This is a genomic window from Pseudomonas sp. GW822-FHT02D10 (assembly GCF_058802345.1).
In genome coordinates this window covers 293,049-315,089 of the sequence record NZ_JBXAOB010000004.1, presented here as the reverse complement: position 1 = coordinate 315,089, position 22,041 = coordinate 293,049, and the positions used below count along the sequence as shown (strand labels likewise).

At 59.7% G+C, this 22,041-nt stretch carries 20 protein-coding genes; 6 read left to right on the top strand and 14 right to left on the bottom strand.

Translation table 11 applies throughout. The features are described 5' to 3' along the window. Position 1: 1 nt before the first annotated feature. Both rpsP and ffh read right to left on the bottom strand, forming a co-directional pair. Positions 2–253: a 30S ribosomal protein S16 gene (gene rpsP / locus AC1RPZ_RS09320; RefSeq protein WP_145019047.1), complete on the bottom strand. Its 252-nt coding sequence runs from the start codon at positions 251–253 to the stop codon at positions 2–4. A 250-nt stretch (positions 254–503) separates the two neighbouring features. Further along, positions 504–1,880 (bottom strand): signal recognition particle protein, encoded by a 1,377-nt coding sequence (ffh, locus tag AC1RPZ_RS09315; RefSeq protein WP_493136761.1) that lies wholly within the window; start codon positions 1,878–1,880, stop codon positions 504–506. Between the two features lie 208 nt (positions 1,881–2,088). Between ffh and AC1RPZ_RS09310 the strand changes: the two genes are divergently transcribed. The 3 genes from AC1RPZ_RS09310 (at position 2,089) to AC1RPZ_RS09300 (ending at position 5,566) form a co-directional block, all read left to right on the top strand. Then, on the top strand, positions 2,089–2,901 hold the full coding sequence (locus AC1RPZ_RS09310) for a cytochrome C assembly family protein (protein ID WP_493136760.1): 813 nt from the start codon (positions 2,089–2,091) through the stop codon (positions 2,899–2,901). Positions 2,902–2,913: 12 nt separating this feature from the next. Next, complete coding sequence (locus tag AC1RPZ_RS09305; protein ID WP_493136759.1) at positions 2,914–4,179, top strand: transporter associated domain-containing protein; 1,266 nt, start codon at positions 2,914–2,916, stop codon at positions 4,177–4,179. A gap of 70 nt (positions 4,180–4,249) precedes the next feature. Continuing rightward, complete coding sequence (locus AC1RPZ_RS09300; protein WP_493136758.1) at positions 4,250–5,566, top strand: MFS transporter; 1,317 nt, start codon at positions 4,250–4,252, stop codon at positions 5,564–5,566. Positions 5,567–5,679: 113 nt separating this feature from the next. On the opposite strand, the gene purT is transcribed toward AC1RPZ_RS09300, so the two are convergent. The 4 genes from purT to AC1RPZ_RS09280 form a co-directional block, all read right to left on the bottom strand. Further along, positions 5,680–6,861: a formate-dependent phosphoribosylglycinamide formyltransferase gene (gene purT / locus AC1RPZ_RS09295; RefSeq protein ID WP_493136757.1), complete on the bottom strand. Its 1,182-nt coding sequence runs from the start codon at positions 6,859–6,861 to the stop codon at positions 5,680–5,682. Between the two features lie 100 nt (positions 6,862–6,961). Next, complete coding sequence (locus AC1RPZ_RS09290; RefSeq protein WP_493136756.1) at positions 6,962–7,177, bottom strand: DUF1289 domain-containing protein; 216 nt, start codon at positions 7,175–7,177, stop codon at positions 6,962–6,964. Continuing rightward, entirely contained in the window at positions 7,174–7,698 is a 525-nt protein-coding gene (locus AC1RPZ_RS09285) for a gamma carbonic anhydrase family protein (protein WP_401118174.1), read from the bottom strand. Before AC1RPZ_RS09285 ends, AC1RPZ_RS09290 begins: the two co-directional genes overlap by 4 nt. 69 nt (positions 7,699–7,767) lie before the next feature. Next, positions 7,768–8,367, bottom strand: a complete 600-nt coding sequence (locus AC1RPZ_RS09280) for a CoA pyrophosphatase (RefSeq protein ID WP_493136755.1) — start codon at positions 8,365–8,367, stop codon at positions 7,768–7,770. Between the two features lie 147 nt (positions 8,368–8,514). Between AC1RPZ_RS09280 and AC1RPZ_RS09275 the strand changes: the two genes are divergently transcribed. Next, positions 8,515–9,066 carry an NUDIX hydrolase gene (locus AC1RPZ_RS09275; RefSeq protein WP_493136754.1) on the top strand — a complete coding sequence of 184 codons (552 nt, stop codon included), beginning with the start codon at positions 8,515–8,517 and terminating at the stop codon, positions 9,064–9,066. A 37-nt stretch (positions 9,067–9,103) separates the two neighbouring features. Further along, positions 9,104–9,607 (top strand): L,D-transpeptidase family protein, encoded by a 504-nt coding sequence (locus tag AC1RPZ_RS09270; RefSeq protein ID WP_493136753.1) that lies wholly within the window; start codon positions 9,104–9,106, stop codon positions 9,605–9,607. 215 nt (positions 9,608–9,822) lie between these two features. Here the strand turns inward: AC1RPZ_RS09270 and AC1RPZ_RS09265 are convergent, their stop codons facing one another. Continuing rightward, positions 9,823–10,134, bottom strand: coding sequence for an NGG1p interacting factor NIF3 (locus AC1RPZ_RS09265; RefSeq protein ID WP_493136752.1), 312 nt, complete (start codon positions 10,132–10,134; stop codon positions 9,823–9,825). Between the two features lie 5 nt (positions 10,135–10,139). Further along, complete coding sequence (gene purL / locus AC1RPZ_RS09260) at positions 10,140–14,036, bottom strand: phosphoribosylformylglycinamidine synthase (RefSeq protein ID WP_493136751.1); 3,897 nt, start codon at positions 14,034–14,036, stop codon at positions 10,140–10,142. 286 nt (positions 14,037–14,322) lie between these two features. Here purL and mltF point away from each other — a divergent pair, with 286 nt between their 5' ends. Next, positions 14,323–15,783: a membrane-bound lytic murein transglycosylase MltF gene (mltF, locus tag AC1RPZ_RS09255; RefSeq protein ID WP_493136750.1), complete on the top strand. Its 1,461-nt coding sequence runs from the start codon at positions 14,323–14,325 to the stop codon at positions 15,781–15,783. 124 nt (positions 15,784–15,907) lie between these two features. Here the strand turns inward: mltF and pdxJ are convergent, their stop codons facing one another. The 6 genes from pdxJ to lepA all read right to left on the bottom strand — a co-directional run bounded on the left by pdxJ (position 15,908) and on the right by lepA (position 21,989). Beyond that, a complete protein-coding gene (gene pdxJ, locus AC1RPZ_RS09250; RefSeq protein WP_401118196.1) occupies positions 15,908–16,651 on the bottom strand; it encodes a pyridoxine 5'-phosphate synthase in 744 nt (247 codons plus the stop codon). Positions 16,652–16,702: 51 nt separating this feature from the next. After that, a complete protein-coding gene (gene recO, locus AC1RPZ_RS09245) occupies positions 16,703–17,392 on the bottom strand; it encodes a DNA repair protein RecO (RefSeq protein WP_493136749.1) in 690 nt (229 codons plus the stop codon). A gap of 174 nt (positions 17,393–17,566) precedes the next feature. Next, positions 17,567–18,469: a GTPase Era gene (gene era, locus AC1RPZ_RS09240; protein WP_493136748.1), complete on the bottom strand. Its 903-nt coding sequence runs from the start codon at positions 18,467–18,469 to the stop codon at positions 17,567–17,569. Further along, positions 18,462–19,151 carry a ribonuclease III gene (gene rnc, locus AC1RPZ_RS09235; protein WP_019691997.1) on the bottom strand — a complete coding sequence of 230 codons (690 nt, stop codon included), beginning with the start codon at positions 19,149–19,151 and terminating at the stop codon, positions 18,462–18,464. Before rnc ends, era begins: the two co-directional genes overlap by 8 nt. A 178-nt stretch (positions 19,152–19,329) precedes the next feature. Then, the gene (gene lepB / locus AC1RPZ_RS09230) at positions 19,330–20,184 is read right to left on the bottom strand and encodes a signal peptidase I (protein WP_493136747.1); all 855 of its coding nucleotides are present in this window, start codon (positions 20,182–20,184) and stop codon (positions 19,330–19,332) included. Between the two features lie 5 nt (positions 20,185–20,189). Next, positions 20,190–21,989: a translation elongation factor 4 gene (lepA, locus tag AC1RPZ_RS09225; protein ID WP_493136746.1), complete on the bottom strand. Its 1,800-nt coding sequence runs from the start codon at positions 21,987–21,989 to the stop codon at positions 20,190–20,192. Positions 21,990–22,041: the final 52 nt, after the last annotated feature.

Below are 22,041 nucleotides of genomic sequence, written 5' to 3'. Positions count from 1 at the left end.
CTCAGGCCGCAGCCTTAGCAGCGTCCTTCAGCAACTGAGCAACACGCTCAGAAGGTTGTGCACCAACGCTCAGCCAGTAGGCTACGCGCTCTTGGTTCACGGACAGGCGGACTTCTTGACCACGAGCGATCGGGTTGAAGAAACCAACTTGTTCTTTGTGCGAACCGTCGCGTGGGTTGCGGCTGTCGGTCACGTTCAAGTGGTAAAACGGGCGCTTTTTGGAGCCGCCAAGGGCAAGACGGATTGTTAGCATGTGAACATAGTTCCTGTAGTCGGTGCTGCAAATCTAAATGCACAGCGGGCATAGGTGCCCGAAAGGCCGCATATTCTAAGGAATATCCGGACTTTTGCAAATGTCTTTTTCCGGCACCTGTCAGTGTGCCATCCAGATTTGCTATAGAGCCGTTGCGAACAACGGCGAGTCAGCTCCCGCCAATGCGGGCTTGCTGTTGGGTCCCACGTCCGTGTGGGGCCGCGCCGACATGACTGCCGGCGCGAATCTTTTACATTTTCGGCATGCCGCCGCCGGGCAACATACCGCCCATGCCGCGCATCATTTTGGCCATTCCGCCTTTGGCGGAGAATTTCTTCATCATCTTCTGCATCTGCTTGTGTTGCTTGATCAAGCGACCGATGTCCTGCACCTGGGTGCCGGAACCCATGGCGATCCGACGTTTGCGCGAACCGCTGATCAGCTCAGGGTCGCGGCGCTCGGCCGGGGTCATGGAATTGATGATGGCTTCCATCTGTTTGAATTGCTTCTCTGCCGCACCCTGGGCATTGCCCATTTGCGCCAGATTCACCCCACCGATGTTCGGCAGTTTGTCCATGAGTCCGCCGAGGCCGCCCATGTTTTTCATTTGTTGCAGCTGATCGCGGAAGTCTTCGAGGTCGAAGCCTTTGCCTTTCTTCAGCTTTTTCGCCAGCTTGTCGGCCTTGTCCTTGTCGAGGGTCGCCTCAGCCTGTTCGATCAGGCTGAGCACGTCGCCCATGCCGAGGATGCGCGAGGCGATCCGCTCCGGGTGGAACGGCTCGAGGGCGTCGGTCTTCTCGCCCATACCGATGAACTTGATCGGCTTGCCAGTGATCGCACGCACCGACAGCGCGGCACCGCCACGAGCGTCACCGTCGACCTTGGTCAGGATCACACCGGTCAGCGGCAGCGCATCGCCAAAGGCCTTGGCCGTGTTGGCGGCATCCTGGCCGGTCATGGCATCGACCACAAACAGCGTCTCGACCGGCTTGATCGCTGCGTGCAGGGCCTTGATCTCGCCCATCATCGCTTCGTCGATGTGCAGACGACCGGCGGTATCGACGATGACCACGTCGATGAATTTCAGTCTGGCTTCTTTAATCGCCGCTTCGGCGATGTCGACCGGCTTCTGGCTCAGGTCGGACGGGAAGAACGTCACGCCGATGTCGTTGGCCAGGGTTTCCAGCTGCTTGATCGCGGCCGGACGGTAGACGTCCGCCGATACCACCATCACCGACTTCTTCTTGCGCTCTTTAAGGAAGCGCGCCAGTTTGCCAGCGGTGGTGGTTTTACCGGCACCTTGCAGACCGGCCATCAAAATGACGGCCGGCGGCACGGCGTTCAGGTTCAAATCTTCGTTGGCCGCGCCCATCAGGCTTTCGAGTTCGGCCTGGACAATCTTCACGAAGGCCTGGCCCGGCGTCAGGCTGCGCGACACCTCGGTGCCGACAGCGCGCTCCTTGACCGAATTGACGAAGTCTTTGACCACCGGCAAGGCGACGTCGGCTTCGAGCAACGCCATGCGCACTTCACGCAGGGTGTCTTTGATATTGTCCTCGGTCAGCTTGGCCTTGCCGGTGACATGGCGCAGCGTCTGCGAGAGACGGTCGGTTAAGTTTTCAAACATGCGCGATCCTTTCAGGCCCTATGGAGACCGAGGTAATGGCGGCCCAGACCGTGAAAAACATGTGCTCGGCGAGCCTGCGGCGTGGGCAGGTCGCGGATTATAGCGAAGACTGCGCCTGGCGCACACCCGCCGTCTGGTTGAGTGGTCTTTCGTGTGATGTCGGTTGTATGCCAAACTCAGCCTCTTTCGGGCTTGCCTAACAGGATTTATGCTCCCTTTGTCACCCAGTTTGCTCAGCACCCTCGCCGCCGCCTGCTTGTACGCCGCTGCGACTCTCTATCAAGGCACTCGTCTGGCCCAAAGCGCCAAGGCGAACAAACGCCTGCTGGTCTCGCTCGGCATCCTTGCCGTGCTGGCCCACAGCGCGAGCCTCTTCACCCACCTGATGACGCCGATTGGCCTGGGTCTGGACTTTTTCAGTGCCGCCAGCCTGATCGCCGCTGCCGTCATCGCACTGACGCTGCTGGCCTGCTCACGGATCCCGGTGGAAAACCTGCTGGTGTTGCTGTTCCCGCTGGGGATGGCCACGGTGCTGCTGGCGCAGTTCGCGCCCTCGGGCACCGTGCAGGTGATCGACGAAGAGCCCGGGATTCTTGCGCACATCCTGCTGTCGATCCTCGCCTACGGCATGTTCACCATCGCGGTGTTCCAGGCCTTGCTGCTGTTGGTCCAGGATCACCAGCTCAAGCACAAGCACCCGTCCGGCCTGATCAAGAACTTCCCGCCACTGCAAACCATGGAAAGCCTGCTGTTCAGCTTCCTCTGGGCCGGCTGGGCCCTGCTGTCGCTGTCGCTGATCTCCGGCTGGCTGTTCGTCGAAAACCTGTTCGCCCAGCATCTGGTGCACAAAACCCTGCTGGCGTGCCTGGCCTGGATCGTCTTCAGTGTCTTGCTGTGGGGGCGCAATCGTCTGGGCTGGCGCGGCCACAAGGCCATTCGCTGGACCCTCGGCGGTTTCTGCCTGCTGATGCTGGCCTATTTCGGCAGCAAGCTGGTCCGCGAATTCATTCTGCACATCTGACGGGCATTCGTAATGGATAACTTGCCCATAGGGCCGCTGCTCGCCGTGCTGGCCCTACTGATCTTATGGTCAGGGCTGTTCACTGCCATCGAAGCCGCACAACAACATCTGTTGGCCCAGCGCACAGCCTCGCGTTCTCGCGACAAACCCGTCGCGAAACTCGGCTTCCCGCTCAACAGCCTGATCTTCTGCAATACCCTGTGCCGCGCGCTGGTGGTGGTCATCAGTACGCTGCTGGCGATTTTCGGCTGGGCTGAAAAAGGCCCATGGCTCGCCTGCCTGAGCGCCACCGCTGCGCTACTGGTATTTGCCGACTACCTGCCACGCACCCTCGCCAGCCGTTACCCGGACGCTATCCTGACGCTGGGCAACACGCTGCTCGGGGTGCCGCTGAAAATTATTTACCCGGCCGCGTGGCTGCTCAGCAGCTTCAGCCAATTGCTGCTCAAACCCTTCGCACGCAAGGTCAAGGTCGTCCAGCAAAGCGAAGACGAGCCGACTGCCCCACAGAACAACGACACCGAACACGAACACGCGGCCTGCCGCCCGCACGCGCTGTCAGGCATTCATGCGCTGGACAACATCACCGTCAACGACATTCTGGTGCCGCGCAGCGAGGTCGACGGGATCAATCTGGACGATTCGATCGAGGACATCATCGAACAGCTGCGCGCCAACAAACGCACGCGCCTGCCGGTGTTTCACAGTGATATCAACCAGGTCGAAGCGGTACTCAATACCCGGCAGATCCGCCATTTGCTGCCCGACGCCAGCCTGACCAAAGAAGCCTTGCTGGGCGCGTGCCACGAACCTTACTTCGTCCCGGAAAGCACCCCGCTGCAGCTGCAGCTGCTGAACTTCCACAAACAGCAGCGCCGCCTGGGGATGGTGGTCGACGAATACGGTGAAGTAGAGGGCATCGTTACGCTGGAAGACATTCTCGAAGAAATCGTCGGCGAATTCGAAAGCCAGCACAGCCTCGACAACCCGCACATTCACCCGCAGGCCGACGGCCGGTTGGTGATCGAGGGTGCGGCTTCCATTCGCGAGCTGAACAAAAGCCTGGGCTGGCACCTGCCGAGCGACGGCCCGAAAACCCTCAACGGGCTGGTGACCGAGGCGCTGGAAACCATCCCCGAGAGTGCGGTGTGCCTGAAAATCGGGCGTTATCGCCTGGAAATCCTCGAAACCGAAGACAACCGTGTCAGCCGGGTGTTGATCTGGCACGTAGCAGCCGGCGAGGCCACAAGCCTGCGTTCGGCGGCGAGGCCGCTGTAAACCCACATCCCTGGGTGTTCGACCATAATAATTCGCTCCACCGGAGCACATGACTGTCAGGGATTACCGCATGACGACCAGCACGATTTACAGCGATGCTGCGCCTGCCCAACCGACGAATTCCGCCACGCGGGTTGCGACGGCCAGTTTCATCGGCACCGCCATCGAGTTCTACGACTTCTACGTCTACGCCACGGCCGCCGCACTGGTGATCGGCCCGGTGTTCTTTCCACAGACCTCCGGCACCGCCCAGATGCTTTCGGCGTTCCTGACCTTCGGTATCGCCTTCCTCGCCCGCCCCATAGGTTCGGCACTGTTCGGCCACTTCGGTGACCGCATCGGGCGTAAATCGACCCTGGTCGCGTCCTTGCTGCTGATGGGCGTCTGCACCACGTTAATCGGCATACTGCCGGGTTACGAGAGCATTGGCGCCTGGGCACCGATCCTGCTCTGTGTGTTGCGCTTCGGCCAAGGCCTTGGACTGGGTGGCGAATGGGGCGGCGCGGCCTTGCTCGCCACCGAAAACGCGCCAAAGGGCAAACGCGCCTGGTTCGGCATGTTCCCGCAACTCGGCCCTTCGATCGGCTTTCTCGCGGCTAACGGTCTGTTTCTGACCCTGGCCATGACCCTCAACGACGAGCAGTTCCGCGCCTGGGGCTGGCGGATTCCGTTCCTGCTCAGCGCCGCGCTGGTGATGGTCGGTCTGTATGTGCGCTTGAAACTGCACGAAACCCCGGTCTTCGCCAACGCGATAGCACGCCAGGAACGGGTGAAAATCCCGCTGGTCGAGCTGTTCAGCCAATACTGGGCACCGATGCTATTGGGTGCGGCGGCGATGGTGGTCTGCTACGCGCTGTTTTATATCTCGACGGTGTTTTCCCTGAGTTACGGTGTTTCGACCCTGGGTTACAGCCGCGAAACCTTCCTCGGCCTGCTGTGCTTCGCTGTGTTGTTCATGGCCGCTGCCACGCCGCTATCGGCCTGGGCCAGTGACCGTTTCGGGCGTAAACCGGTGCTGATCATCGGTGGCGTGCTGGCGATTCTCTCGGGCTTCACCATGGAACCGCTGCTGACCCACGGCACAACCTGGGGCGTGGCGCTGTTCCTGTGCATCGAGCTGTTTTTGATGGGCGTGACGTTCGCACCGATGGGTGCGCTGCTGCCAGAGCTGTTCCCCACCCGCGTGCGTTATACCGGCGCGTCGGCAGCCTACAACCTGGGCGGCATTGTTGGCGCTTCGGCGGCACCGTTCTTCGCGCAGAAGCTAGTGGCGATGGGCGGTTTGAGTTGGGTCGGCGGGTATGTGTCAGCGGCAGCGGTGATCAGCTTGATAGCTGTGCTGTGCCTGGAAGAGACAAGGAATAACGACCTGAATCAGGTCTCTTAAAGCAAATGCATCGCGAGCAAGCTCGCTCCCACAGGATTCTCGGTTGGTCACAGATTTTGTGTACACCCAAATCCAATGTGGGAGCGAGCTTGCTCGCGATAGCAGCGACTCGGTTACAGCTCTACAACGACTGCTTGCGAAGCACGGGTCGCTTTGGCGCGAGCCGCTTCGATCGACTCGTCACGAGCCAAGGCAACGCCCATACGGCGCTGACCATTGACTTCCGGCTTGCCGAACAGACGCAGCGCCGTATCCGGCTCGGCCAATGCTGCACCCAAATTGGCAAAAGCGGTCTGGGTCGACTGCCCCTCCACCAGAATCACGGCCGACGCCGATGGGCCGAACTGACGGATCAGCGGGATCGGCAAGCCGAGAATTGCCCGTGCATGCAAGGCGAACTGCGACAGGTCCTGAGAAATCAGGGTCACCAGACCGGTGTCATGCGGGCGCGGCGAGACTTCGCTGAACCACACCTGATCGCCCTTGATGAACAGCTCAACGCCGAACAGACCGCGGCCACCCAAGGCTTCGGTCACGGCTTTGGCCACGCGCTCGGATTCCGCCAGCGCGACCGGGCTCATCGCTTGTGGCTGCCAGGATTCCTGGTAGTCGCCCTTCTCCTGACGATGACCGACTGGCGCACAGAACGTGGTGCCGCCGATGTGACGAACGGTGAGCAAGGTGATTTCGTAGTCGAAGTCGATGAAGCCTTCAATGATCACCCGGCCTTTACCGGCACGACCGCCTTCCTGCGCGTACTCCCAGGCTTTCTGCACGTCTTCGACGCTGCGCAGCAGGCTCTGGCCTTTGCCCGAGGAGCTCATGACTGGCTTGACCACACACGGGAAGCCCAGGTCGTCGACCGCCTTGCGGTAATCTTCGAAGGTGTCGGCGAAGTGATACGGCGAGGTCGGCAGGTCCAGCTCTTCAGCGGCCAGACGACGGATGCCTTCACGGTTCATGGTCAGCTGCGCGGCGCGCGCGGTCGGGATCACGGTGAAGCCTTCGGCTTCCAGCTCGACCAGCGTGGCAGTGGCGATGGCTTCGATTTCCGGCACGATGAAGTGCGGCTTCTCGGCTTCGATCACCGCACGCAAGGCAGCGCCGTCGAGCATGTTGATCACGTGGCTGCGATGTGCCACCTGCATCGCCGGCGCGTTGGCGTAACGATCCACGGCAATCACTTCAACGCCCAGGCGTTGCAGCTCGATCACCACTTCCTTGCCCAACTCACCACAGCCACACAGTAAAACGCGGGTCGCGGTTGGCGACAATGGAGTTCCGATACGGGTCATCTCAGGTCCTCAAAGGAGCGGATCATCGAGGGAAGCAAGCTTCCCATAGGGAGAAAGCGCGGCATTTTACATGAACCTGAGGGTTTGGCTCAGCTTGCTGCTACGGGTTGGGCGTTTTGCCCAGCATCCACAGCAGTCCACTGGATTTGGCCCGTTCATGACACAACCCCAATACCTTGCGGCGTTCGTCATTGTCCATTCGGCTCCAGCGAGTAATCTCATCCACCGTGCGTTGGCAGCCGATGCAAATATCGTCCTCATCCAGCGCACAGATGCTCACGCACGGCGAGGGTACGGGTTTTTCGGTGGCGCTCATTCTTCCTGCTCGACCAGATCGCGGGCATAGCGCTGCGAGTTATGCACATAGTGGGCGGCGCTGGCTTCGAGCATTTTCTTCTGCGGCTCGGTCAGTTCACGCACGACTTTGCCCGGAGAGCCCATGACCAGCGAACCGTCAGGGATTTCCTTGCCTTCGCCGATCAGCGAATTGGCGCCGATAATGCAGTTCTTGCCGATTTTCGCGCCGTTGAGGATCACCGCGTTGATGCCGATCAGGCTGTAATCGCCCACCGTACAACCGTGCAGCATGGCGTTATGGCCGATGGTCACGCCGGTGCCGATGGTCAGCGGGTAGCCCATGTCGGTGTGCATCACCGTGCCATCCTGCACATTACTGTTCTTGCCGATCAGGATTAGCTCGTTGTCACCGCGCAATACCGCGTTGAACCAGACGTTGGCGCCCTCCTCCAGTTTGACCCTGCCCACCAGCACGGCGTTGGGTGCAACCCAGCTCTGCGGGTGGGTTTCGACACGGGCGTCGCCCAGGCGGTATTTCATCGTTTTATCCTCAAGGCTCAGGCAGGCTTTCACTGGCAACAACGGGTTCACGCCAGATGCGCGATGACTTTAAATATTGATAAAGCTTTTCGGGGGCTGATGCAGGCTGATTTCTGCGTCATAGAGCAGGTTAACCAGTTCGACGATCATGATCGCGGTCAGGCCCCAGATTTTGTATTCGCCGAAACGGTAGCTCGGCACATACCAACTGCGGCCCTGATAATCGATGCGGTGCGTGTGTTCACGCGGGTCTTTGCGGAAAAACTCCAGCGGCACGCTGAACACCGCGGCAATTTCAGCGTCGTTGGCCCGGTACTCGACGAAGTCCGGAATCACCCCGACATAAGGTGTGACCTTGATCCCATGCAGGGAAATCAACGGGCTCAGCGGGCCGATGACTTCCACCAAACCCGGTGGCAGGCCGATTTCTTCTTCGGCTTCGCGCAACGCGGTGAAAATCAGGTCCGGATCCTCTGGATCACGTCGCCCGCCGGGGAAGGCCACTTCACCGCCATGGGTCGAGAGCCCGCTGGCGCGCAGGGTCAGGACCAGTTCTGGCTCGTCACTGCGGGTGATAGGCACCAGGACCGCGGCCTCCGGGAAACGTCGGTCGGTTTCCAGCGTACGCGGCGTGTGGTTGCTTACCCGGTGCAGTAGCTCGTCCAGCATGAGTGATCTCGACTTGTTCACTGTCTTGCATCATGCACCAAACACATCGACCGCCCAACCCCTGAACCGTGGCATGTCGCTAAACGACAACTTGCCGACAGACACCGCCGCACGCCAAGATAGGCGCAGCATTTTCGGAATCCCAGCATGAAATTCTGCAGCCAGTGCGGCAACCCGGTCACCCAACGCATTCCCGAAGGCGATTCGCGCCTGCGGTATGTCTGCGACAAGTGCCACACCATCCATTACCAGAACCCGAATATTGTCGCCGGTTGCCTGCCAACCTGGGGTACTCAGGTACTGTTGTGCCGGCGCGCCATCGAGCCGCGCCGCGGTTACTGGACCTTGCCGGCCGGTTTCATGGAAAACGGTGAAACCGTCGAACAGGCGGCGATTCGTGAAACCGCCGAAGAAGCGTGTGCACGGGTGCGCCACCTGAACATCTATACGCTGATCGACGTGCCACACATCAGCCAGGTGCACATTTTCTTTCGTGCCGAGCTGGTGGACCTGGACTTTGCCGCGGGCGAAGAAAGCCTGGAAGTGAAGCTTTTCGAAGAAGCCGACATCCCGTGGTCGGAGCTGGCTTTCCGCACGGTCGGCCGTACCCTAGAATGTTTCTATGCAGACCGCCGGGTAGAAAATTTCCCTGTACGCTCCGAATCCATTCCTCCGCTTGCTCAGCCTGCGATCACTTAAACTATAAGTACACCGTACTCTCAGGGATATCGTTTTAATGCGCTGGTTGCTTGCCCTCTTCTGCCTATCGTTCGTCATGGTTTCCCAGGCTGCCACCACGGAAACCCTGGACGGTAAAATCATCGAAAAAGTCCTGGTGCTCAAATCCGCCCATCAGTTGCAACTGATCAACGACGGCAAACCACTGCGGACCTATCGCATTTCACTGGGCAGAAATCCCAAAGGTGCGAAGTTGATGGAGGGTGATAGACGAACGCCAGAAGGCTTGTATTGGCTGGACTGGCGCAAGGTCAGCGACCGCTTCAACCTGGCCATGCACATTTCCTACCCAAACATCAGCGACTCCGCCCGCTCGCGCCGCGAAGGCGTGGAACCCGGTGGCATGATCATGATTCACGGCACCCCCGACACTGAAGAAAACCCTGAACAGCTGTTCCACACCCTGGACTGGACCGATGGCTGCATTGCCATGCGCAACGTCGACATGCGTGAAGTCTGGGGCCTGGTGCCGGACGGCACGATGATCGAAATTCGCCCCTGATTTGACCTGCGGCGAGAGGACCAAAACCTGTGGGAGCGAGCCTGCTCGCTCCCACAGTTTTGATTGATGTACATCTGCAAAAGTTGGGTCGACTGTCAGGCCGCCATCGCGAGCAAGCTCGCTCCCACAGTGGAACAAGTACTTCAAGTAAATCCCGGGCAATAAAAAACCCGCTGAAAACACTTCAGCGGGTTTCTTATCAATGCGAAGGAAGATCAGAAATCTTCCAACCGCCACACCTCATAAGCCGGCGTCTCATAGGGATGACTCTGCTTCAGAGCCTCCACCACAGCACCAATCAATTCATCGCTGACCACCAGCTCAACCTTCCACTCCTCCACCTGCTCGACCTGACCCGCCTGCCCGATAAATGGTTGACTGCCATCCAACGGACGAAACTGACCCAACCCAAGCACCTGCCAGGAACAGTGATCATAAGCACCGATCCGCCCACCACCCGCAGCGAACACAGCACTCTTGACCACCTCAACATGGCTCTGAGGAACAAAAAAGCTGAGCTTATACACAGCGCTTAGTTCACCCACACACGAGCGTTACGGAACATACGCATCCAAGGAGCGTCTTCGTTCCAGTCTTCCGAACGCCACGAGTTCTGCACCGCGCGGAACACCCGCTCCGGGTGCGGCATCATGATGGTCACGCGACCGTCACGACTGGTCAAACCGGTGATCCCACGCGGCGAGCCGTTCGGGTTGGCCGGGTAGCTTTCAGTGACCTTGCCATGGTTGTCGACGAAACGCATCGCCACGCAACCCGACAGATCCGCTTGCAGCAACGCTTCTTCGCTGGCGAACTCGGCATGACCTTCACCGTGAGCAATGGCGATTGGCATACGCGAACCGGCCATACCCTGCAGGAAAATCGAGTTCGATTCCTGAACCTGAACCATCGCCACGCGCGCTTCGAACTGCTCGGAACGGTTACGCACGAAGTGCGGCCAGAGCTCGCTGCCCGGAATCAGCTCGTGCAGGTTGGACATCATCTGGCAACCGTTGCACACGCCGAGGGTGAAGCTGTCGGTACGCTCGAAGAAGCCCTGGAACGCATCACGAGCACGGCTGTTGAACAGCGCCGATTTCGCCCAGCCTTCACCGGCACCGAGCACGTCACCGTAGGAGAAACCACCGCACGCCACCAGACCTTTGAACTCGTTCAGGTCGACACGGCCGGCCAGAATGTCGCTCATGTGCACGTCGATCGCGTTGAAGCCGGCACGGTCGAACGCTGCGGCCATTTCCACCTGACCGTTGACGCCCTGCTCACGCAGTACGGCAACCTGTGGGCGAATGCCTTTCTTGATGTAAGGCGCAGCGACGTCCTGGTTGACGTCGTAGCTCAGCTTGACGCTCAGGCCCGGGTTGTCTTCTTCCAGCAGCACGCCGAACTCTTGGTCGGCGCAGTCGGCGTTGTCACGCAGACGCTGGATCTGGTAGCTGGTTTCAGCCCACTGACGTTGCAACAGACGACGCTGACCTTCGAACACGGTTTCGCCGTTGAAGGTGATGCTGATCTCGCCGTGGTTCATCGGCTGACCGATCACCGACACGCAATCGCCCAGGCCCGCCGCGCTGAACTGCGCGAGGATGTCCGGCGTCGAGTCCTGGCGAACCTGAATCACCGCACCCAGTTCTTCGTTGAACAGGATCGCCGCGATATCAGCCGAGGTTTCAGCCAGACCGTCGAGGTTCAGGCTCAGACCGCAGTGGCCGGCGAAGGCCATTTCCACCGCGCTGGTCAGCAGACCACCGTCGGAACGGTCATGGTAAGCCAGCAGGTGACCGTCGGCGTTGAGGCCCTGGATCACGGCGAAGAAGGCTTTCAGGTCTTCGGCGTCATCGACGTCCGGTGCCTGCTTGCCGAGCTTGCCGTGAACCTGAGCGAGGATCGAAGCGCCCATGCGGTTCTGGCCACGTCCCAGGTCGATCAGGATCAGGTCAGTGGTGCCCTTGTCCATGCGCAGCTGCGGGGTCAGGGTCTGACGGATGTCAGTCACTGGCGCGAAACCGGTGACGATCAACGACAGCGGCGAGGTCACGCTCTTGTCGACGCCTTCGTCATTCCAGCGCGTGGCCATGGACATCGAGTCCTTGCCCACCGGAATGGTGATGCCCAGCTCTGGGCACAGTTCCATGCCGACCGCTTTGACGGTGTCGTACAGACGCGCGTCTTCGCCCGGGTGACCGGCAGCCGACATCCAGTTCGCCGACAGTTTGATGTCGGATATCTTCGCGATGCGCGAGGCGGCGATGTTGGTCAGGGTTTCGCCGATGGCCATGCGGCCCGACGCCGGAGCGTCCAGCAGGGCCAGCGGAGTACGCTCGCCCATCGCCATGGCTTCACCGGTGTAGACGTCGAAGCTGGTGGCGGTGACGGCAACGTCAGCGACTGGAACCTGCCACGGGCCAACCATCTGATCACGGGCCACGAGGCCGGTGATGGTGCGGTCACCGATGGTGATCAGGAAGCTTTTGCTGGCCACGGCCGGGTGATGCAGAACGCGCTCGACGCAGTCGGCGATGGCCAGCGTGGACGGATCGAAATCATCGCCCAGCTCGGTTTCACGAACGGCCGAACGGTGCATGCGCGGGGCTTTGCCCAGCAGCACTTCGAGCGGCATGTCGACCGGACTGTTACCGAAGTGACTGTCGGTGACGGTCAGTTGCGGCTCGGCAGTGGCTTCGCCAACGACCGCAAACGGGCAACGCTCGCGTTCGCAGATCGCCTTGAAGCGTTCGAAGTCGGCCGGACCGACCGCCAGAACGTAGCGTTCCTGGGATTCGTTACTCCAGATTTCGTGCGGGGCCATGCCCGGCTCGTCGTTTGGAATGTTGCGCAGTTCGAAGCGGCCGCCACGGTCGCCATCGTTGACCAGTTCAGGGAAGGCGTTGGACAGACCGCCCGCGCCGACGTCGTGGATGAAGCTGATCGGGTTGTGTTCACCCAACTGCCAGCAACGGTCGATGACTTCCTGGCAACGGCGTTCCATTTCCGGGTTTTCGCGTTGTACCGAAGCGAAGTCCAGGTCCGCCGAGCTGGTGCCGGTGGCCATGGAGGAAGCCGCGCCGCCGCCCAGACCGATCAGCATCGCCGGGCCGCCGAGTACGATCAGCTTGGAGCCAACGAGAATTTCGCCTTTCTGTACGTGTTCGGCACGGATGTTACCCATGCCGCCGGCCAACATGATTGGCTTGTGGTAACCGCGCACTTCATCGCCACGCGGGGTGGTGATGGATTGCTCGAAGGTACGGAAGTAACCGGTCAGTGCCGGACGGCCGAATTCGTTGTTGAATGCCGCGCCGCCCAATGGGCCTTCGATCATGATGTCCAGCGCGGTAACGATGCGCTCAGGCTTGCCGTACGGCACTTCCCACGGCTGTTCGAAGCCCGGGATTTGCAGGTTGGACACGGTGAAACCGGTCAGGCCAGCCTTCGGCTTGGCGCCGCGACCGGTGGCGCCTTCGTCGCGGATCTCACCACCGGAACCGGTGGATGCACCCGGGAACGGGGCAATCGCGGTTGGGTGGTTGTGGGTCTCGACTTTCATCAGGATGTGCACCGGCTCCTGCACCGCGCCGTACTGGCGGGTTTCAGGGTCCGGGAAGAAACGGCCGGCGACGTTGCCGACGATCACCGAGGCGTTGTCCTTGTAAGCCGACAGAACGCCTTCGCTGTGCATCACGTAGGTGTTCTTGATCATGCCGAACAGGCTTTTTTCCTGGCTCTGGCCGTCAATGTCCCAACTGGCATTGAAGATTTTGTGACGGCAATGCTCGGAGTTCGCCTGGGCGAACATCATCAGTTCGATGTCGTGCGGGTTGCGCTTCAAGCCGATGAAGGCGTTGACCAGGTAGTCGATCTCGTCTTCCGCCAGGGCCAGGCCCAACTCGACGTTAGCGGTTTCGAGTGCGGCGCGACCGCCACCCAGAACGTCGATCGCCGTCAGCGGCTTCGGTTCGGAGTGACTGAACAGACCCGAGGCCTGTTCGAGGTTTTCCAGCACGATCTGGGTCATGCGGTCGTGCAGCGCATCAGCAATAAGCTGTGCCTGGGCGTCGGTAAATTCACCGGCGACGTAGAAAGCGATGCCGCGCTCCAGGCGCTGGATTTTCGCCAGGCCACAGTTGCGGGCGATGTCGCTGGCCTTGCTCGACCATGGCGAGATGGTGCCGAAACGCGGCAACACCAGGAACAGACGGCCGGTCGGCTCTTGAACCGGAACGCTAGGACCGTACTTCAGAAGGCGCGCAAGCACCTGCTGTTCGTCGCCGGTCAGGACGCCGGTAACTTCGGCGAAGTGAGCGAATTCAGCATACAAGCCGCTGACAGCCGGGACCTTCTGGCTCAGTTGCTCAAGGAGTTTGCTGTGGCGAAAGGCAGAAAGGGCAGGAGCGCCGCGCAGGATCAACATCTTCGGGACAGCCTCGGGAAGGGGTGTGCTTTGAGGCCGTGCATTCTAGCCTAAACCGCCCGCGACAGCACCCGAAACGCTACACCCGGTATTGTCCGAACGTCGGTCCGGGGTTTGGAGCCCGTAACCCATGCTCATCAAGCGACATGCAGGGGGTTTTTTCAGTGCTCACATTCAGGTGTTAGCGCCTGTTCTTGAGGGCTTGCGCCGGGTTTGCCAATGGCTAGCAGACAACCCTCTTGCTGTCGAGATATGGCGGCCGTGGTCCTTTGCGTATACTGCGCAGATGTTTTCCCCAACGGCTTTGCGTCCGCGATTCGCCAAATGGCTCATCGCAACCGGACTCTTCCTGATGCTCAGTGGCTGTGTTGATAAACCCAACACACTGGAGCGCGTAAAGGAGGATGGTGTGCTGCGGGTGGTTACCCGTAACAGCCCCGCCACCTACTTTCAGGATCGCAACGGTGAAACCGGCTTCGAATACGAGCTGGTGAAGCGCTTCGCCGACGATCTGGGGGTGACACTCAAGATCGAAACCGCGGATAACCTTGACGACCTGTTCGGTCAGTTAGGCAAACCTGGCGGCCCGGTGCTGGCTGCTGCCGGTCTGGTCAGCAGCGACAAACGCAAACAGCAAGTCCGGTTTTCCCACTCGTATCTGGAAGTCACCCCGCAGATCATTTACCGCAACGGTCAATCGCGGCCGACCTCGGCAGCCGATCTGGTCGGCAAGACAATCATGGTGCTCAAGGGCAGCACCCACGCCGATCAACTGGCCGCGCTGAAACAGAAATACCCCGGCATTGAATACGAAGAATCCGACGCGGTTGAGGTCGTTGACCTGCTGCGCATGGTTGATGAAGGTCAGATCGATCTGACACTGGTCGACTCCAACGAAGTCGCAATGAACCAGGTGTACTTCCCTAACGCGCGGGTCGCCTTCGACCTGGGCGATGCCAGCAACCAGAGCTGGGCGGTCGCCGCCGGCGATGACAACAGTCTGCTCAACGAGATCAACGACTTCCTCGACAAGGCGCAGAAGAACGGCACCCTGCAACGCCTGAAGGACCGCTATTACGGGCACGTCGATGTGCTCGGTTACATGGGCGCCTACACCTTCGCCCAGCACTTGCAGCAACGGCTGCCCAAGTACGAGAAACACTTCAAGTCTTCGGCCAAGGAAGAGAAAGTCGACTGGCGGCTGCTCGCGGCGATCGGTTATCAGGAATCGCTGTGGCAACCAGCGGTCACCTCGAAAACCGGTGTTCGCGGCCTGATGATGCTGACCCAGAACACCGCGCAGGCCATGGGCGTATCCAATCGCCTGGACGCCAAGCAAAGCATCATGGGCGGCGCGAAATACCTGGCTTACATGAAGGATCAACTGGACGACTCGATCCAGGAGCCGGATCGCACATGGTTTGCGCTGGCGGCCTACAACGTCGGCAGCGGTCACCTGGATGACGCACGCAAACTCGCGGCCAAGGAAGGGCTGAATCCGGACAAGTGGCTGGACGTAAAAAAGATCCTGCCGCGCCTGTCACAGAAACAGTGGTACAGCAAGACTCGCTATGGCTACGCCCGTGGCGGCGAGCCGGTGCATTTTGTGGCGAACATCCGACGTTACTATGACATCCTGACGTGGGTCACGCAGCCGCAGCTTGAGGGCGACCAGGTTGCCCAAGGCAACCTGCATGTGCCGGGCATCGACAAGACCAAGCCGCCTGAAGAAAACCCACCGCTTTAATCCCCCCCAATCAAATGTGGGAGCGAGCTTGCTCGCGATGGCGTCTTAACATTCAACGAAGATGTTGACTGCATGACTGCTATCGCGAGCAAGCTCGCTCCCACATGGACTTTGTGTTCTGCGCTTAAGCCTTGGCAGCCGCCAGAATCAGCGCTTTCATCTCCGAAACAGCCGACTTGAACCCGACGAACAATGCATGCGCCACCAGCGCGTGGCCGATGTTCAGTTCGTTGATGCCTTTGATCGCCGCAACCGCTTCGACGTTGTGGTAGTGCAAACCGTGACCGGCGTTGACGATCAGGCCTTGAGTCAGGCCAAACGCCACGCCATCCGCCACACGTTTCAGTTCTTCAGCAACCGAAGTCGGCGTCTCGGCGTCCGCGTAACGGCCGGTGTGCAATTCGATGGCCGGTGCGCCAACGCGTTTCGACGCTTCGATCTGGCGCTCGTCGGCGTCGATGAACAGCGACACTTCGCAGCCGATTTTCGCCAGACGATCCACCGCCGCCTTGATCCGCGCTTCCTGCCCCGCCACATCCAGACCGCCTTCGGTGGTCAGTTCCTGACGGGTTTCCGGGACCAGGCAAATGTGCGCCGGACGGATGCGCTCGGCGAACGCCATCATTTCCTCGGTCACGCCCATCTCGAAGTTCATGCGGGTTTGCAGCACGTCCTTGAGCAACAACACATCACGCTCCTGAATGTGCCGACGGTCTTCACGCAGGTGCACAGTGATGCCATCAGCGCCCGCCTCTTCCGCGTCCAGCGCTGCCTTCACGGGATCAGGGTAACGAGTCCCCCGGGCCTGACGCAGGGTGGCAACGTGGTCGATGTTCACGCCAAGAAGAATGCGATTGCTGGTGGTCACGGAAGCGCTCCAGAAGAAGAGAAAGTTCGGTGCACAGCATACACGTCGGGCTTACGGCTTTCGAAACAACTCGCGACTCACAAGAGGGCGACCGCCCAGATGAATGGCCAACGCCTGACGCATCAAGCGTTTGGCGGCAGACAAGGCACCCGGCGCGCTCCAGTCAGCATCAGCCATGGCCAGCAGTTCGGTGCCATTGAACAGACCGGGTTGCAACAGGTAGACCCGTTCCAGACCCGCATCGACCTGCAAGCGGTACAGGCCGTCGGGCGCGATAGGTTCGCCATGGATATCCGCGTTCAGCGCAAAGCCGTAGCCCAAATCATCCAGCAACCGCCACTCGAACGAACGCAGCAAGGGTTCCAGCGGACGCCCTTCGGCGAGGGCCAGCACGGTCGCGGCGTAGTGATCGAATACCGCGGGATGAGGATCTTCGGACGGCAGCAGGCGGATCAGCAGCTCATTGAGGTAGAGACCACTGAACAGCGCTTCGCCATTGAGCCAGGTGGAGACGCCGGCGCTTTCCATGCGTCCGACGTTCTTCAATTCGCCCCGACCACGAAACTCGACTTCCAGCGGCACGAATGGCCGCGCCAGCGTCCCGGCCTTGCCCCGCGCACTGCGCAACACCGCCCGCAGCCGACCTTGCGGCGTGAGGAAATCCACCAACGCGCTGTTTTCGCGGTAGGCGCGGCTATGGAGCACGTAGGCGGGTTGGCCGGTTGGTGGCGATTGGGACATGGGGATCGGAGTTCTCAATGAGGGAGCGCGGTTTTATTAACAGCCCCAAACCACTGTGGGAGCGAGCTTGCTCGCGATAGCGGTCTGTCAGTCAACATCAATGTTGAATATCAGGCCCTCATCGCGAGCAAGCTCGCTCCCACAGTTGGATCTTTGTGTATCCAGGTGAAGCGATTACAGGTCGCCGTAACCCAGCGAACGCAAGGCGCGTTCATCGTCGGACCAGCCGCCTTTCACTTTGACCCACAGGTTGAGCATGATCTTGGAGTCGAACAGCAGCTCCATGTCCTTGCGCGCTTCGGTGCCGATGCGTTTGATCCGCTCGCCCTTGTCGCCAATGATGATTTTCTTCTGACCGTCACGTTCGACGAGGATCAACGCGTGGATGTGCAGGGTTTTCCCCTGTTGCTTGAACTCTTCGATTTCCACGGTGATCTGGTACGGCAGCTCGGCGCCCATCTGGCGCATGATTTTCTCGCGTACCAGTTCGGCGGCGAGGAAACGGCTGCTGCGGTCGGTGATCTGGTCTTCCGGGAAGAAGTGATCGTTTTCCGGCAGGTGACCGGCGATCACCCGCTCCAGCGCATCGAGGTTGTGCCCGTGCTGCGCTGAAATCGGAATGATCTGCGCGTTCGGCAGCTGTTCCTGCAACCAGCTCAGGTGCGGCATCAGCTCGGCTTTGTCTTCGATGCGGTCGGTCTTGTTCAGGGCCACGATCAGGGGACCGGTCACGTACTGAACGCGCTCGAGGACCATCTGGTCTTCTTCGGTCCACTTGGTGCGGTCAACCACGAAGATCACCACGTCGACGTCTTTCAACGCCGCCGAAGCGGTCTTGTTCATGTAGCGGTTCAGGGCTTTCTCGCCACCTTTGTGCATGCCGGGGGTGTCGACGTAGACCGCCTGCACGGAGCCTTCGGTCTTGATCCCGAGCATGTTGTGACGAGTGGTTTGCGGTTTGCGCGAGGTGATTGCCAGCTTCTGACCCAGGATGTGGTTCAGCAGCGTGGATTTGCCCACGTTCGGGCGGCCGACGATGGCGACATAGCCACAGCGAGTTGCAGTTGAATCAGTCATGGCCATTCTCCACGCCCAGGGCTATCAGTGCTGCGGCGGCCGCTACCTGTTCGGCAATACGACGACTCACACCCTGACCTCGGCTTTTTTCGTTCAGTAAGGTGATTTCGCATTCGACGAAGAACGTCCGGCAATGCGGCTCACCCTGGATATCCACCACTTCGTAACGCGGCAGCTCACAGGCACGCGACTGCAAGAACTCTTGCAGACGGGTCTTTGGATCTTTGTTGGTGTCGACCAGCGTCAGGCTGTCGAACTCGGACGTCAGCCAGGCCAGCACGCGTTCGCGCGCCATGTCCATGCCGGCATCCAGGTAGATCGCACCGATCAGCGCTTCGAGGGCATCGGCGAGGATCGATTCACGGCGAAAACCACCGCTCTTCAGCTCACCGGAGCCCAGGCGCAGGTATTCGCCCAGATCGAAACCACGGGCCAGTACTGCCAGCGTCTCTCCTTTGACCAAGCGTGCGCGCAAACGCGACAACTGGCCTTCGCGGGCCAGCGGAAAGCGGTCGAACAGCGCTTCACCGGCGACGAAGTTGAGAATGGCATCACCGAGAAATTCCAGGCGTTCGTTGTTGCGCCCGGCAAAGCTGCGGTGTGTCAGGGCCAGAACCATCAGTTCCTGGTCCTTGAAGGTATAACCGAGCTGACGCTCGAGACGGCTTAAAGAGACGCTCACGGTTGACCCACGCTGAGTTCGTGGTCGACATCCATCACAGCGACGCTGCTAGGTTCTTTGACAATTAACGCTGTGTTCAAAAATTACATCCTGAATATCGTTGGCTTCATGCTTTTCGGCGACCTTCTACAGGCTCCAGAAATGCATTCGGCGCTGTGTTCAACAGCGCCGCGTGTGATTACTTGATCAGGCCAACCCGCGAGAAGTTCGGCAGGTGACTGAGTTTCGGTTCCGGCCAGCTCATCCAGACTGCGAAGGCCTTGCCGACGATATTCTTGTCGGGAACCATGCCCAGCAGATCCTTGGGAATACTTGGATCATCCCAGTAGCGACTGTCGTTGGAGTTGTCACGGTTGTCGCCCATCATGAAGTAGTGCCCGGCAGGCACGGTCCACTGACGGTCCGGCGTTGCGCGGTAGCGGCTCATTTCCTTGCGGATCAGGTGCTCGGCTACGCCGAGTTTTTCCTTGTAGAGCTCGGCACTGCCCAACGTGCCCGGCTCGGAGCCGACCAGCAGTTCAGCGATCGACTCACCGTTGACGAACAGACGCTTGTCGGCGGTGTAACGAATCTTGTCGCCCGGCAGCCCCACTACACGCTTGATGTAGTTGACGTTCGGGTCGCTTGGGTAGCGGAACACCATCACATCGCCGCGCTGCGGATCACCCACCTCGATGACTTTCGAATCGAGCACCGGCAGACGGATCCCGTATGAAAACTTGTTCACCAGAATGAAGTCGCCAACGTCCAGGGTCGGTTTCATCGAACCCGATGGAATCTGGAACGGCTCCACCAGGAACGAACGCAACACCAGCACGATGAACAGCACCGGAAAGAACGATTTGCCGTATTCAACCAGCATCGGTTCTTTGTTCAGTTTCTCGACCACCCCCCTATCCGGCTCGCCAACGCTGCCCTGATAAGAGCTAATGGCGGCACGCCGACGCGGCGCCAGAATAATCAGATCGAGCAACCCCAACAGACCGCAAACGAAGACGGCGATGACCAACAACAGCGGGAAATTTAGTGACATAGGACCTAACTATCCAACCTGAGCACAGCAAGGAAGGCTTCTTGTGGAATTTCCACGTTACCGACCTGCTTCATGCGTTTTTTACCGGCCTTCTGCTTTTCCAACAGCTTGCGCTTACGACTAACGTCACCGCCGTAGCATTTGGCCAATACGTTCTTTCTGAGTGCCTTGACGGAGGTTCGCGCAATGATCTGCCCGCCAATGGCGGCCTGGATCGCGACGTCGAACATCTGGCGCGGAATCAGTTCTTTCATCTTCTCGGTCAACTGGCGACCTTTGTAGTGCGCGTTATCCTTGTGCACGATCAGCGCCAGGGCGTCGACCTTGTCACCGTTGATCAGCACATCCAGTTTCACCAGATTAGCTGATTGATAACGATCGAAATGGTAATCCAGCGAAGCATAGCCGCGACTGGTGGATTTCAGACGATCGAAGAAGTCCAGGACCACTTCGTTCATCGGCAAATCGTAGGTCACCTGGACCTGGCTACCGAGGAACAGCATGTCGTGCTGAATGCCACGCTTCTCGATGCACAGGGTAATGACGTTGCCCAGGTGCTCTTGCGGCACAAGAATGTTTGCCCGAACGATTGGCTCGCGCATGTCTTCAATGGACGACAGATCCGGTAGCTTGGACGGGTTGTCGACGTAAATCGTTTCACCGGTTTTCAGCAACAGCTCAAAAATAACCGTCGGCGCCGTGGTGATCAGGTCCAGGTCGTACTCACGCTCGAGGCGTTCCTGGATGATTTCCATGTGCAGCATGCCGAGGAACCCGCAACGGAAGCCGAAGCCCAGGGCGTCGGAGCTTTCCGGGGTGTACTGCAGGGACGAATCGTTGAGCGTGAGCTTTTGCAGGGCTTCACGGAAATCTTCGAAATCGTCGGAGCTGACCGGAAACAGGCCGGCGTAAACCTGCGGCTGAATGCGTTTGAAGCCGGGCAGCACGTCAACATCGGGGGTGGAGCTCAAGGTCAGGGTGTCACCGACCGGTGCACCGTGAATGTCCTTGATACCGGCGATGATGAAGCCCACTTCGCCGGCCTTAAGGTCAACGGTGGCGGTGTGTTTCGGGTTGAAGACACCGACGCTGTCCACGAGGTGGACCTTGCCGGTGGACTTGACCAGAATTTTGTCGCCCTTCTTCACGCAACCGTGGCGCACGCGTACCAGGGAAACAACGCCCAGGTAGTTGTCGAACCAGGAGTCGATGATCAACGCTTGCAGCGGATCTTCGATGTTGCCGGTTGGCGCAGGAATGGTCTTGACCAGACGCTCGAGCACCTCGTCGACGCCCAGGCCAGTCTTGGCACTGCACTCGACCGCATCAGTGGCGTCGATGCCGATGATTTTTTCGATTTCTTCTTTGACGCGGTCCGGATCGGCCTGTGGCAGGTCGATCTTGTTCAGGACCGGCATGACTTCCAGGCCCTGCTCGATCGCCGTGTAGCAGTTGGCAACCGATTGCGCTTCAACGCCCTGACCGGCATCGACCACCAGCAACGCACCTTCACAGGCCGCCAGCGACCGGCTGACTTCATAGGTGAAGTCGACGTGGCCCGGGGTGTCAATGAAGTTCAGTTGGTACTTGATGCCGTCTTTGGCGATGTAATAAAGGGTGACGCTGTGGGCCTTGATGGTGATCCCGCGTTCACGTTCCAGGTCCATGGAGTCCAGTACCTGGGCTTCCATTTCGCGCTCGGCCAGGCCGCCACACATCTGGATGAAGCGATCGGCCAGCGTCGACTTGCCATGGTCAATGTGGGCGATGATGGAGAAATTGCGGATATGACTCAAATCACTCACGGATCAACACTCAAAAAGGCTGCAGGCATAGCCCGCCGAAAAATAGCCGGGA

Coding starts and splice junctions, on each gene's coding strand:
- AC1RPZ_RS09305 (WP_493136759.1), top strand. CDS start 2,914: ATGGATAACTTGCCCATAGGGCCGCTGCTCGCCGTGCTGGCCCTACTG.
- AC1RPZ_RS09310 (WP_493136760.1), top strand. CDS start 2,089: ATGCTCCCTTTGTCACCCAGTTTGCTCAGCACCCTCGCCGCCGCCTGC.
- AC1RPZ_RS09280 (WP_493136755.1), bottom strand. CDS start 8,367: ATGCTGGACGAGCTACTGCACCGGGTAAGCAACCACACGCCGCGTACG.
- era (WP_493136748.1), bottom strand. CDS start 18,469: ATGACTGATTCAACTGCAACTCGCTGTGGCTATGTCGCCATCGTCGGC.
- lepB (WP_493136747.1), bottom strand. CDS start 20,184: ATGTCACTAAATTTCCCGCTGTTGTTGGTCATCGCCGTCTTCGTTTGC.
- recO (WP_493136749.1), bottom strand. CDS start 17,392: ATGTCCCAATCGCCACCAACCGGCCAACCCGCCTACGTGCTCCATAGC.
- purT (WP_493136757.1), bottom strand. CDS start 6,861: ATGACCCGTATCGGAACTCCATTGTCGCCAACCGCGACCCGCGTTTTA.
- AC1RPZ_RS09300 (WP_493136758.1), top strand. CDS start 4,250: ATGACGACCAGCACGATTTACAGCGATGCTGCGCCTGCCCAACCGACG.
- AC1RPZ_RS09285 (WP_401118174.1), bottom strand. CDS start 7,698: ATGAAATACCGCCTGGGCGACGCCCGTGTCGAAACCCACCCGCAGAGC.
- mltF (WP_493136750.1), top strand. CDS start 14,323: ATGTTTTCCCCAACGGCTTTGCGTCCGCGATTCGCCAAATGGCTCATC.
- ffh (WP_493136761.1), bottom strand. CDS start 1,880: ATGTTTGAAAACTTAACCGACCGTCTCTCGCAGACGCTGCGCCATGTC.
- AC1RPZ_RS09290 (WP_493136756.1), bottom strand. CDS start 7,177: ATGAGCGCCACCGAAAAACCCGTACCCTCGCCGTGCGTGAGCATCTGT.
- rpsP (WP_145019047.1), bottom strand. CDS start 253: ATGCTAACAATCCGTCTTGCCCTTGGCGGCTCCAAAAAGCGCCCGTTT.
- purL (WP_493136751.1), bottom strand. CDS start 14,036: ATGTTGATCCTGCGCGGCGCTCCTGCCCTTTCTGCCTTTCGCCACAGC.
- AC1RPZ_RS09270 (WP_493136753.1), top strand. CDS start 9,104: ATGCGCTGGTTGCTTGCCCTCTTCTGCCTATCGTTCGTCATGGTTTCC.
- AC1RPZ_RS09275 (WP_493136754.1), top strand. CDS start 8,515: ATGAAATTCTGCAGCCAGTGCGGCAACCCGGTCACCCAACGCATTCCC.